The sequence below is a fragment of the Zhongshania borealis genome, from assembly GCF_039539625.1.
Taxonomy (GTDB): domain Bacteria; phylum Pseudomonadota; class Gammaproteobacteria; order Pseudomonadales; family Spongiibacteraceae; genus Spongiibacter; species Spongiibacter borealis.
Genome location: NZ_BAABDM010000003.1, coordinates 256,269 through 268,249, shown reverse-complemented (window position 1 = coordinate 268,249; position 11,981 = coordinate 256,269). Strand labels below are relative to the sequence as shown.

13 protein-coding genes are annotated in these 11,981 nt (G+C 48.4%); all 13 read right to left on the bottom strand.

Features of this window, described 5'->3' with window-relative positions:
• Positions 1–609: a ribonuclease HII gene (rnhB, locus tag ABD836_RS10585; protein WP_344935545.1), complete on the bottom strand. Its 609-nt coding sequence runs from the start codon at positions 607–609 to the stop codon at positions 1–3.
• Positions 593–1,753, bottom strand: a complete 1,161-nt coding sequence (lpxB, locus tag ABD836_RS10580) for a lipid-A-disaccharide synthase (RefSeq protein WP_344935543.1) — start codon at positions 1,751–1,753, stop codon at positions 593–595. The genes rnhB and lpxB overlap by 17 nt, the downstream gene beginning before the upstream one ends.
• A gap of 35 nt (positions 1,754–1,788) precedes the next feature.
• A complete protein-coding gene (gene lpxA / locus ABD836_RS10575; RefSeq protein WP_425583031.1) occupies positions 1,789–2,586 on the bottom strand; it encodes an acyl-ACP--UDP-N-acetylglucosamine O-acyltransferase in 798 nt (265 codons plus the stop codon).
• 2 nt (positions 2,587–2,588) lie between these two features.
• Positions 2,589–3,029, bottom strand: a complete 441-nt coding sequence (fabZ, locus tag ABD836_RS10570; RefSeq protein WP_344935915.1) for a 3-hydroxyacyl-ACP dehydratase FabZ — start codon at positions 3,027–3,029, stop codon at positions 2,589–2,591.
• An 87-nt stretch (positions 3,030–3,116) separates the two neighbouring features.
• Positions 3,117–3,362 carry a hypothetical protein gene (locus ABD836_RS10565; RefSeq protein WP_344935540.1) on the bottom strand — a complete coding sequence of 82 codons (246 nt, stop codon included), beginning with the start codon at positions 3,360–3,362 and terminating at the stop codon, positions 3,117–3,119.
• An 18-nt stretch (positions 3,363–3,380) separates the two neighbouring features.
• Entirely contained in the window at positions 3,381–4,004 is a 624-nt protein-coding gene (locus ABD836_RS10560; protein ID WP_344935537.1) for an LpxD N-terminal domain-containing protein, read from the bottom strand.
• Positions 4,004–4,513, bottom strand: coding sequence for an OmpH/Skp family outer membrane protein (locus ABD836_RS10555; protein WP_344935535.1), 510 nt, complete (start codon positions 4,511–4,513; stop codon positions 4,004–4,006). The genes ABD836_RS10560 and ABD836_RS10555 overlap by 1 nt, the downstream gene beginning before the upstream one ends.
• A 30-nt stretch (positions 4,514–4,543) precedes the next feature.
• Positions 4,544–7,132, bottom strand: coding sequence for an outer membrane protein assembly factor BamA (gene bamA / locus ABD836_RS10550; RefSeq protein WP_344935531.1), 2,589 nt, complete (start codon positions 7,130–7,132; stop codon positions 4,544–4,546).
• Positions 7,133–7,222: 90 nt separating this feature from the next.
• Positions 7,223–8,581 carry an RIP metalloprotease RseP gene (gene rseP, locus ABD836_RS10545; RefSeq protein ID WP_344935529.1) on the bottom strand — a complete coding sequence of 453 codons (1,359 nt, stop codon included), beginning with the start codon at positions 8,579–8,581 and terminating at the stop codon, positions 7,223–7,225.
• Positions 8,582–8,650: 69 nt separating this feature from the next.
• On the bottom strand, positions 8,651–9,829 hold the full coding sequence (ispC, locus tag ABD836_RS10540) for a 1-deoxy-D-xylulose-5-phosphate reductoisomerase (RefSeq protein WP_344935526.1): 1,179 nt from the start codon (positions 9,827–9,829) through the stop codon (positions 8,651–8,653).
• Positions 9,829–10,665, bottom strand: coding sequence for a phosphatidate cytidylyltransferase (locus tag ABD836_RS10535; protein WP_344935524.1), 837 nt, complete (start codon positions 10,663–10,665; stop codon positions 9,829–9,831). The genes ispC and ABD836_RS10535 overlap by 1 nt, the downstream gene beginning before the upstream one ends.
• A 12-nt stretch (positions 10,666–10,677) precedes the next feature.
• The gene (uppS, locus tag ABD836_RS10530) at positions 10,678–11,436 is read right to left on the bottom strand and encodes a polyprenyl diphosphate synthase (RefSeq protein WP_344935522.1); all 759 of its coding nucleotides are present in this window, start codon (positions 11,434–11,436) and stop codon (positions 10,678–10,680) included.
• An 18-nt stretch (positions 11,437–11,454) separates the two neighbouring features.
• Positions 11,455–11,976, bottom strand: a complete 522-nt coding sequence (gene frr / locus ABD836_RS10525; RefSeq protein ID WP_425583033.1) for a ribosome recycling factor — start codon at positions 11,974–11,976, stop codon at positions 11,455–11,457.
• Between the last annotated feature and the right edge of the window lie 5 nt (positions 11,977–11,981).

The window sequence follows — 11,981 nt, the reverse complement described above, 5'->3', positions numbered from 1 at the left end:
TTATTCAGACTCCAGCGCCGCACGTACTGGCGCATAACTACGCCGATGAATTGGGGTAACACCCAAGCGCTGCAAGGCTTCCATATGTACCTTAGTCGGGTAACCTTTGTGACCGGCAATTCCGTAGCCTGGATAAACACTATCCAACGCGACCATCTCTCGATCCCGAGTGACTTTCGCCAGTATCGATGCCGCCGCAATGGCCGGCACTCTGCTATCGCCCTTCACCACCGCCTCAGCTTTATACTGCCACTTAGGGACTTTATTGCCATCCACCAGAACATACTCTGGCTGTATCGACAAACCCGCAACCGCTCGGTGCATCGCTAACAGACTTGCCTGCAGGATATTAATATCGTCAATCTCAGCGACCGAGGCCCGGGCGACACAAAAACTTAAGGCCTTTTTTTGTATTTCATCAAATAGCGCTTCACGGCGTTTTTCTGTAAGTTTTTTAGAATCATTTAATCCAGCAATCGGGTTCTCAGGGTCGAGAATAACCGCAGCGGTTACAACATCGCCACACAGGGGACCGCGGCCGACCTCGTCGACCCCTGCGGTCAACTCCGGCACATTAAAATCAGCAAAAAAATCATCCATCGTGGACATTGCATACTCCGGCGCAGGCTAATACAACATCCGCAGCCCGATCACTAGCACCTAATGCCAACTGGCGATGAATGCCCTGAAACTCGGTAATCAAGGAATCGCGATGATTAGCGTCGTTAAGCTGTTCTAGCAGTAATGGCCCCATGACTTCAGCCCGCACTTCATCTTGCAGGACCTCGGGTACTAAAGCCCGCTGAGCTAATAAATTGGGCAAAGAAAAGAAAGGCGTTTTAACCAAGCGCGACAATAATTTAAACGACCATTTACCAAAGCGATAGGCTACAACCATTGGTCTTTGCAATAAAAGTGCTTCTAAGCTGGTCGTACCCGATGCCATTAACACTACATCCGCCGCAGCCATCACTGTGCGCGACTTACCGCTGAGCACACGAACCGGCAGGTCTTGCGAAAACGAGCCAATAGCCTGCAATATTTGAATTTTACGTTCGGCGTTGGCCGCAGGAATGAGAAACTCTATATTTGGCTGCGCCCGGCGCAGCCATTGCGCCGTTTCTAAAAACGGTTTAATCAGTTGTGCAACCTCACCAGCGCGACTCCCTGGCAAAATTGCTAAAACCGGGTGACCGCCATCTATATCCAGTTCCAACCTTGCCGCACTGCGGTGATCATCAAGTGATATTTGATCAGCCAGCGGATGACCAACACAGGTCACAGGTACACCGTGATCTTGATAAAAGCGCTCTTCAAAAGGGAACAACGTCAGCATATGGTCGACTGCCTTAGCGATGCCCTTGACCCGCCCCTGCCGCCAAGCCCATACCGAAGGACTAACATAATGCAGCGTTTTCACATTACGCTTTCGCAAAAACCGTTCAATATTCAGTGTGAAATCGGGCGAATCAATACCAATGACTATTGCGGGTTGCCAGCGCAAAAGATACCGTTTAAGCATCCGACGTAGGCGCAGTAATTCTGGTAGACGTTTGAGAGGCTCCACAACACCCATAACTGACAAACGATCCATATTACATAGACTGCGACACCCTTGTTCAATCATCAAAGGGCCACCTACACCCTCAAATTCAGCGTCTGGGTATCGCGACTTTATCGCTCGAATTAAATCAGCGCCTAAAATATCACCGGACGCTTCGCCAGCGATAATACCGATTCGTAAAGCTGTCATAGAATTGCCATTGTTACGCGGCGGGAAGACGCGATTTAACGCACAATGCCGCGCTGAGATTGAGTCAAGGAATCTGCCAATAATTGCACATCTGGAAATTCAGTAATTAAGGGCTGTAAGGCCGTTAAAGCTTCTTCCACCGTATTATTCTGGCGATAAATAATTTTGTAAGCACGACGAATTGCAGCAATACTTTCTGTGCTGAAGCCACGACGCTTGAGACCTTCGCTATTGATGGTCTTTGCTGCTGCAGGCGTACCACTCACGGTCACATAAGCCGGTACATCTTTACTGATACCACAACCAAAGCCGGCAAAACTATGCGCACCGATCAAACAAAATTGATGCACAAGCGTATAACCACTCAATATAGCCCAGTCGCCAACAACAACATGTCCAGCCAATGAGGCATTGTTTACCAGTATGCAATGGTTACCTATGACCGAATCATGACCGACATGAACATAGGCCATCAGTAAGTTATGGTCACCAATAATCGTCTTACCTTGGTCTTGAACAGTGCCCCGATGGATGGTTACACCTTCACGGATTACATTATTGTCCCCGATAATGAGTTCGGTCTTTTCCCCTTTATACTTAAGATCAGGGGTTGCGTCGCCTACTGTTGAAAATTGAAATATGCGGTTATTCTTGCCGATTTTGGTCGGCCCCATTAACACGACATGCGAGCGAATTTCGCAATTTTCGGCGATTTCAACATCAGCGCCAACCATGGTCCAAGGACCAATCGTTACCCCAGCGCCAATCACCGCGCTCGGATCAATGATCGCGCGCGGGTCGATGACCGCTGTAGGATGAATATTTTCAATCACAATTACTTACTCTTTCGGTCAATACACAATATGGTAGCGGACGCAGCCAATTTATCTTCGACATAGGCTTGGCATTCAAATTTCCACAAGCCGCTTTTATCCGATACGTACTGTGCCTTTAGAATCAATTGATCACCTGGCACAACTTGGCGCTTAAAGCGCGCCTTGTCGACACCAGCAAACATATAAATAGAACCTTCTGCCGGCTTTTTATCTAGGGTTTTAAATCCCAAAATACCTGCTGCTTGCGCCATTGCTTCTATTATCAATACACCCGGCATAATCGGCAATTCAGGAAAATGACCGTTAAAATGATTTTCATTGCCGGTGACATTTTTTAACGCAACAATCGATTCACCCAAATTGAGTTCGAGCACCCGATCTACTAATAAAAACGGGTAACGCTGCGGTAAGTATTCTTTAACTTCATTGATATCCATCAGCATGACTTAGCTTTCATCCTTTAGTTTGTTTTTTTACGTTTCTTTCCAAAACACTGCTCGCGAAAATAATTCGTCGAGCTCCGCAAATCACAAAGCGCATTTTCGCCATACACCAGCGCCCATCATTCCCGTAGCACTGAAATAAGAACAAAACTCTAAAATTGACTTAGTAACACCATACCGCGCGGCAACATGTACATGATTTGCAATTGTAATATAGCCACCCGCAATTAAGGCAGCACTATCGCCGACAATGACATTATCCTCGAGTACCGTAAAGTCATCACAGATAACATCATTGCCTAACAAAGTGCCTTCCAATGCGAAGCGCATTCACCCATGAATTTCGAGCTAATTACCAATATTTAACCTACCAAGGTGACATTCGTCTTGCCAGCCACCTTGGCGAGCCGTAAAACCAAAACCATTGCTACCGATAACAGCGCCAGAGTGAATTACAGCATCATCTCCGATACTCATATCGTGATATACCGAATCATTAGCGTGAATATAACAATTTTTACCAAGTCGCGTATTAGAAGCAATTACCGTACCCGGACCAATTACAGCATCCGCACCAAGAACACCGCGCTGTTCGATAATATAATTCGCGCCGATACTGGCTGACTCATAAACATCGGCGGCGGCTACGAGCGCACCAGGGTGCACCCCAGCCCGAGGCCTTTCCGGAGGATCAAACAGTGCGCTTAAGCTTGCATATATATAATAGGGGGCGGTTGCTACCAAGCAGTTACCTGGGTAACTGACAGCGAGTTCAGGGGGAAGAATAACCGCACTAGCAGTGCTGGTCTGCAGCGCGGCTTTAAACCTACTATTTGAGCAAAAACTAAGATGACCAGTTCCAGCGGTAGCAAGTGGCGCTATACCCACCAGACGGGTAGCGGCGTCACCCTGAAAGCTTACGTTCAGGATCGCCGCAAGTTCAGCTAGGCTGAATGATGTAACCGCGGACATTACTTGGCGTTATTCAACTTATCAGCAACTTTAGCAGTGATGTCGTAGCTGCTATCAGCATGAAGAACTGCTTTACGCGGTAGCAGCAATCCAATATTTTCATCTTTAACAAGCTGCGGAAGAATAGCCTGCAGTTTTGGTCCTAGCTCTTGCAGAATTGATTGTGCTTCTTGCTGATTCGCACTTTCGATTTTGCGAGCGATATGCTCACCGTCAGCGCGCGCTGCATCAATTTTGTTCTTAGTGGCCTGACGCTGTTCAGCGCTAAGAATATCGAAATCTTTCTGAAATTGTTCGACAACCTTGTCGTATTTTTTCTTTAATGACTCTAGCTCAGAAACATTCTTTTTGTATTCAGCCTGATTACGCATATCAGTTAAGCGCTTTTTGGCCATATCGGTATTTAATACCGCTGCTTCGACATCAAATACCGCGATCCGACCTTCAGCGGCTACACCGCAAGCCCACAACGCCATAACAGCAACGGCAACTACCTTATAAAACTTCATGAAAAGCTCCTATACTTATTTGAATAATATTTAAAAAGTACGTCCCAATGAGAACTGAAATATTTCAGTGTCATCAATTCTTTCTGGGTTCAGTGCTCGACCCAGACTAAAGGTCAAAGGCCCAAAACCTGTAATCCATGTTGCACCAAGCCCCACTGAGTATCGTAAATCTGACACGCTCGGCGTTGAACAATTCAACTGGGAAGTACCACAGTTGGTACTAAAAACGTTACCCGCATCAAAGAAAAAGCCGCTCCGCACTGAGCGCTGGTCTTTCACAAAAGGTAGCGGGAACAGTAATTCAGCGCTACCTTCGATCAGCACGTTGCCACCGAATGGATCTGGATCGCGATTGTAAGTATTCGCGCTATCGACCACAAGCATCCCAGTTGTCGGATCGACTACATATGCGCCCTGTGCAGATAAAGCTCGCGCATTGCCATCGGCATCGATCGCTGTTGCAGCCTGACTTATACGGTAAATATCGGCCGTCGTACTACGTGGGCCAAGGGTATTGCTCTTATAACCACGCACGGAGCCAAAACCACCGGCATAAAAGTTCTCGTAGAACGGCAAGCCGTTGAGCTCGCCATATCCATCGCCGTAACCAAGCTGAGTCCGGAAACGAAATGTAAAGCTACTGCTGATCGGCACATATAGCTGACCTTCATAGCCAATTTTAAAGTACTCCAGATCAGACCCCGGAACGGCAGCCTCAAGGGAAAGCGACTGCGACGCGCCACGTGTCGCTAATAGACCTCGGTTCAAGGTCGACTGGCGCCAAGACATTCCCGCAGTGAAGTTATTAAACTCCTCACCGTATTTATCCAAGAAGCCTTCTTCTTCACTGATAGTTAGCGCACTAGGATCAAGCTCATCAATATTTTTAAGCACCTCAGCAACAGTATACTCACCAGTGGTTGCATCCTGAGTGCTGACAAAATAGTTATCGATAATGTCTAAGATACGCGGGCTAGTTTTAATTTCTTTGACCGCACTCACACCTGCTTCGATAAGCGTACGACTAAAGCCCAAATTAAAGCCTAAACGCTCTGTTTCTGAAATTGGGTAACCAAAATTAACACTTGTGCCGTAGGTGTCTGTGGTATAGCTAGCAACGTTTATCTCTTCGTAGTCGGTAGTGCGATAATACATTGAGAAGCCGCGACTTACGCCATCTTCCGTAAAGTAAGGATCGGTGTAATTAAAATTCACACTAGTAGAGAAATCGTTACGGGAAACCCCGAAGCCAACCTGTTGACCAGTACCAAAGAAGTTATTTTGTTGAATATTCGCGGTCAGTAATAAGCCACTATCCTGGGAGAAGCCCAAACTCGCGCCGAGGCTACCAGAACTTTGCTCTTCGACTTTATAGCTAAGGTCAATCAAGTCATCGGTACCCGGCACTTCAAGCGTGTCGACTTTCGCCTCCTTGAAGAAACCTAGGCGCTCCAAACGAATCCGAGACATTTCAATTTTATCAGCTGAAGCTGGTGCGCCCTCAAATTGGCGCATTTCTCGACGCAGTACTTCATCTGATGTCCGCGAGTTGCCTTCAAACTCAATACGGCGAACATAGGTGCGTTTACCGGGATCAATAAAAAACTTAATCGCAACGGTATTCGCGTCTTCATCTTGCTCAGGAATACCACGCACCTTTGCGAAATTATAACCTTCGTTGCCAAGCCTCTTTGTCAAAAATTCTTCGGTACTGGTAACCAATGCCTGCGAGAAAACTTGACCTTCTTTAACCAGTACAAATCGCGACAAATCTTCCTCAGGCAATACCAAGTCACCAGACAGTTCAGCGCCACTCACCGTAAATTTCGCGCCTTCGATGACGTTAACCGTGATATACACCGACTGACGATTGGGGCTAATTGCAACTTGAACGGAGTCCGAGTTAAATAACAAATAACCGCGATCCAAATAATAGGAGTTAAGTTTTTCGAGGTCGCCTTTTAATTTTTCGCGGGAGTATTTGTCGGCACTGCTAAAAAAGGAAAATAGGCCGCCGGTTTTTAATTCGAAGAGATCAAGCAATGTTTCATCATCGTATACAGTATTACCAACAATATTGATATGTTCGATGGTTGCATTGCTGCCTTCATCAATATTGATACTGATCGACACCCTGTTACGCGGCTCTGCTACCACATCGGTTTCGATGCTAGCATCGTAACGGCCTTGCGAAACATACTGGCGGGTCAATTCCATACCCATACTTTCAAGAGTTGACCGCTTAAAAACCTGACCCTCGGCCAAGCCTGCGCCTTTAAGGCCGTCCATCAATGCATCGGTGGCAAGCGCCTTATTACCTTCTAAGTTGATAGCACTGATTGCCGGACGCTCGACAACTTTTACGACTAAGACATCGCCGTCAACACCAATTTGAATATCATCAAAGTTGCCGGTATTGAACAAAGCCCGCGAGGCATTGGCCAAAGATCGCGGCTCAAACTTTTCGCCAACGCTGATAGGGAGCGCCGAAAACACCGTTTCCGATGAAATTCGCTGCAAACCTTCAATGCGGATATCCGTCACTGTGAGTGAGTTTTGGGCCGCAGCGTAAAAGCTCGCCGACCACAGAAAAAAACTAAGTGCTAAAAGGCGTTTCATCAACAGCTAAAAACCAAGGCTCGGGGCGACTGCCAAAACATAACCAACAGCGCCAATATGTAAGATAAAAAGCATCGCATAGACTTGAAATTACAGCCGCAACACATCGTTATATAAAGCGAATACCATGACAAAAACTACCATCACCAAGCCCAGCTGATTCGCCCACACCTGAACTTGTTCAGCCACCGGTTTACCTGTCACCCATTCGAAAAAGGCGTAGACGATATGGCCGCCGTCTAATACTGGAATTGGCAGTAAATTCAATACGGCAAGACTAACACTCAATAGCGCCAAAAACGTAAGCCACGAATAAAAGCCGTACTGCACTGAGGAGCTCGCCACTTTAGCAATGGTTATAGGCCCACTCAAGTTTTTTGGTGATAACAGGCCAGTTAGCATCTTTTTAATTGATGTCAATGTAAAAGCGCTCATCTGCCAAGTTTTATCAACTGCCGCCACGGCTGCGCCAAAAACACCGTATTCAACCGAACGTTGCATACTTTTCGGCCATTCAGGCATGGCAACGCTGACACCAACATAACCATAGGCCGTTGCCGATTCATCCAATTTCCGTTCAGGGGTTATCTGCAGCTCACGCTGCTGGCCATCGCGATCGATAAGTAGCGTAACACTCTGTTCAGGAACATCCCGAATATAGTCGACCCACTCAGACCAATTGGCAACTTCATTACCGTCCACCGCCAGGACAAGGTCTCCCGACTGTAAACCTGCGCGCTCTGCGGGGCTGTCAGGCATGACTTGATCCAATTTTGCGAGTAACGCAGGCATATAGAGTGTTACGCCTAGCTCCCGCACAGGGTTTGGCTCTTCAATACCTTGCATCCAGCCATTCAATGGCACGGTGCTTTCGTATATAAGGTCGGAATCGGGGTATTTGAGAGACAAGTGAAGATCACCATCTTCACCAATACGCTCGAGCAACTGCATTTGCAGCGTTTCCCAGGTCGGCGTTGACTTACCATCTACAGCTATAAATTCTTGGCCAGCAACAATACCGGCTCTCGCTGCCAGTGAATCAGCTGCAACTTCTGCCACTACCGGCGCAACCCCAGTCACACCGTTTAAAAAAATAAGCCAATAGACAAAAATAGCCAACACGATGTTTGCCAAAGGACCGGCTGCAGCAATCGCAATTCTGGACTTCGGAGTAGCGCGGTTAAAGGCCTGGCTCAGAAACTCATCCGCGACAGGCGCCTCGCGCTCGTCAAGCATTTTCACGTAGCCACCAAGAGGGATACCGGCAACAACAAATTCAGTGCCGCTGCGATCAGTCCACTTCAACAACGGCCGACCAAAGCCGACTGAAAATCGCAAAACTTTAACGCCACAACGCCTTGCCATCCAAAAATGGCCAAACTCATGCACAGCAACCAAAATGGCCAAGGTCGCAATCGTTATTAACACTGTCTGCAAAATATCTAGCACGCTAGTGGTCCCTTATCGAAGCCTTTACGTAACTTACTACTACTAAAAAGCGTTTCATTATAGTACTTACTAGAGCTGAGTTTTAGCGCTAATAATCTGGGCAGCCAACTGCCTAGCCGCGAAGTCCGCAGATTGGACATCAAGTAAAGACTGGGGTTCACCAATATTTGTTTGAGCCATCACTTCGGCAATCACATACGCAATGTCAACAAAGGCCAGCTTGCCTTCTAGAAAAGCAGCAACGGCGATCTCGTTCGCCGCGTTCAACACAGCAGGCGCCGTGCCGCCGCGTATCGCCGCATCGCGGGCCAGTCGCAAGCAGGGGAAGCGCTGCTCATCCGGCGCCTCAAAGTCTAGGCGCGCCTGACTGATTATATCCAGACTCGACACCCCAGAGTGAATTCTCTCAGGCCAAGCAAGTGCGTGAGCGATCGGCGTTCGCATATCTGGATTACCCAACTGCGCAAGCACCGAACCGTCGACGTATTCGACCATCGAGTGAATAACACTCTGTGGATGAATAATGATATCGATATTGCTAGGATCAGTTTGAAATAACCAGCAGGCTTCTATCAGCTCCAACCCTTTGTTCATCATCGTGGCCGAATCAACCGATATCTTCCGCCCCATAGACCAATTAGGGTGCGCGCAGGCTTGATCTGGCGTAACTGAGTCTAATTCTGCTAGCGGCGTGCTACGAAAAGGCCCGCCAGAGCCAGTTAATAATATCCGCTGAACGCCTTGCGCCTTAATCCCGGCGTCGACAGCCAAAGGCAGACATTGGAAAATAGCATTATGCTCGCTATCAATCGGCAGTAAGGTAGCCCCACTCCGAGTAACAGCATCCATAAACAGGCGACCCGCCATCACCAGTGACTCTTTATTGGCAAGCAATACCTTTTTACCGGCTTCGACTGCAGCCAAGGTTGGCAGCAGTCCCGCCGTGCCAACTATCGCCGCCAACGTTATATCTGCTGCTGCCGCCACACGACACAAGCCCGCTTCGCCACTCAACACTTCAGTCTCACTACCCGCGGCGCGAATGCGATTAGCAAACTCCATCGCCAAGGTTTCATCACGTAAAACGGCATACCGAGGAGTGAAAGTAATAATTTGCGCGAACAGCTCATCTACACTGGTGTTTGCTGTTAACGCATATACCGAATAGCGATCCGGGTGCCGAGCAAGCACATCCAGCGTGCTAAGGCCAACCGACCCAGTGGAACCAAGTACTGTTACCGACTGCATTACACCCAACCTGTAGCAAATAAGCCAAGTGCAAATACCGGCGCAGCGGCGGTAATACTATCAATCCGATCCATAATCCCACCATGACCAGGCAAGATATTGCCGCTGTCTTTAATGCCACGATGACGTTTTACCATGCTCTCTAGCAAATCACCCAGCACTGAAGCCAGACCAGTGACCACTGCGAGCATCAGCGCAGCCACCAAACTGATTGGCATAGCGCCAGGCCATACCTGCCACAAGATAGCCATCAGCGATACACAGCTCGCCAAGCCTCCCCAAAATCCTGCCCAAGATTTACCTGGACTGACCGCGGCCGCCAACTTGGCTTTGCCAAGGGCGCGCCCCGTAAAATAGGCGCCAACATCAGCGGCCACCACTAAACCAATCACGACCAAAATCAAATAAACACCATCGGGAAGATAGCGCAAATAACTCAGCGCCAACCAAGCTGGCACCAGAACCAACAGCCCCATCACACTGCGAGCCGCTTTCGAGCCCCACAGCACAGCACTTGTCGGGTAGGTTTTGACCCACAACAAGGCAATAGTCCACCAGAGGCAAGCTGCGACAAATATATCTCTAAGCACTGCGGTATTTTGCTCAGCCATCAATGCCGACTGCCACGCCACCATCGCCATTACTAATGCGCTACCGAACACATACAACCCGCGCCCTGGCTGGCTTTCAAAGCCACTCAAATTAGCCCACTCCCATGCAGCCAGCAAAAATGCACCTGCAATCAAACCGGTTAACGCTGGCATAGATAAATACGCCAAGGCTGCAAATATCGCCAATACAAGCAACACGCCAGTGATGATTCGCTGCTTTAGCATAAAGTACGTCTCCTATTCTGCTGTGGGCGAATCGTTATCATTATCTCGCCCCCCAAAGCGTCGATCCCGCTGGGCATAGGCTTGCAAGGCTCGATCCAACTCCACATCGTCGAAATCAGGCCAAAAACAATCGGTGAAATACAGCTCGCTATAAGCCAGCTGCCACAGTAAAAAATTACTAATGCGCTGCTCGCCAGCCGTGCGAATACACAAATCTGGCTTAGGAACATCGGACAACGACATATGCTGGTCAAATAACTCAACACTGAAGTCGGCAGGCTCAATCTCTCCAGCCTTAACCCGCTCAGCCAAGACTTTAGCGGCGTTAACAATATCACCTTGGCCACCGTAATCGACAGCAATCACCAACTGTGTATCACGATTAAACCGTGTCAGTTGTTCACTGTAGTCCATTTGTTTACGTAGGCTTGCTGAAAACTGCCCTCGCTCACCAATAAACCGCATACGAACACCGTCGGCGTGTAGCTGCTTGGTTTCCGAATCCAAATAACTCGAAAACAGCCGCATTAAGGCCTGCACTTCCAAACTGGGTCGCTGCCAATTCTCACTAGAGAAAGCAAACAAAGTCACCACTTCAACGCCCCGCTCCCGCGTCAACTTAAGCAGAGGTCGAATAACTTCAACACCAGCTCGGTGACCGGACGAAGATTTGAGGCCCTGGCGCTTGGCCCAACGATTGTTGCCATCCATAATGATGGCAACATGACGAGGAATACTGGGGGATGCGGCTGGCCGCGTAACTACTGCCATGACAAGGTCATTCGCCGCCTAGATGACCATCAGGTCAGTTTCTTTAGCCGCAAGAGCTTTGTCGACTTCCGCGATAAATTGGTCAGTAATTTTTTGAACCTCGTCCTGGGCACGACGCTCATCGTCTTCACTGATTTCTTTTTCTTTAAGTAGCTCTTTAATGTCAGACAGCACGTCGCGACGAGCATTCCGAATCGACACGCGAGCACTCTCGGCCTCGTGACGCGCAGTTTTGATATAGCCTTTACGCGTCTCCTCAGTCAACATCGCCATCGGAATACGAATAACACTGCCAGCCGTGCTGGGGTTTAAGCCCAGATCCGACTTCATCAAGGCCTTTTCCACATCGGGAACAATATTCTTTTCCCACGGTGTAACTGTGAGAGTACGCGCATCCTCAATACCAATATTCGCAACCTGCGACAAAGGCGTATCGGTGCCGTAATAAGAAACTCGAACGCCGTCTAGCAGACTCGGGTGAGCGCGACCGGTACGAATTTTATTAAAGTTACCACCCAAAGCATCAATGGCTTTAGCCATACGTA

What these genes read in the sequence shown, in the direction of transcription:
- ABD836_RS10560 (WP_344935537.1), bottom strand. Translation starts at nt 4,004, where the DNA reads ATGTCCGCGGTTACATCATTCAGCCTAGCTGAACTTGCGGCGATCCTG.
- ABD836_RS10555 (WP_344935535.1), bottom strand. Translation starts at nt 4,513, where the DNA reads ATGAAGTTTTATAAGGTAGTTGCCGTTGCTGTTATGGCGTTGTGGGCT.
- frr (WP_425583033.1), bottom strand. Translation starts at nt 11,976, where the DNA reads ATGGCTAAAGCCATTGATGCTTTGGGTGGTAACTTTAATAAAATTCGT.
- ispC (WP_344935526.1), bottom strand. Translation starts at nt 9,829, where the DNA reads ATGCAGTCGGTAACAGTACTTGGTTCCACTGGGTCGGTTGGCCTTAGC.
- ABD836_RS10535 (WP_344935524.1), bottom strand. Translation starts at nt 10,665, where the DNA reads ATGCTAAAGCAGCGAATCATCACTGGCGTGTTGCTTGTATTGGCGATA.
- uppS (WP_344935522.1), bottom strand. Translation starts at nt 11,436, where the DNA reads ATGGCAGTAGTTACGCGGCCAGCCGCATCCCCCAGTATTCCTCGTCAT.
- lpxB (WP_344935543.1), bottom strand. Translation starts at nt 1,753, where the DNA reads ATGACAGCTTTACGAATCGGTATTATCGCTGGCGAAGCGTCCGGTGAT.
- rnhB (WP_344935545.1), bottom strand. Translation starts at nt 609, where the DNA reads ATGTCCACGATGGATGATTTTTTTGCTGATTTTAATGTGCCGGAGTTG.
- ABD836_RS10565 (WP_344935540.1), bottom strand. Translation starts at nt 3,362, where the DNA reads ATGCGCTTCGCATTGGAAGGCACTTTGTTAGGCAATGATGTTATCTGT.
- bamA (WP_344935531.1), bottom strand. Translation starts at nt 7,132, where the DNA reads ATGAAACGCCTTTTAGCACTTAGTTTTTTTCTGTGGTCGGCGAGCTTT.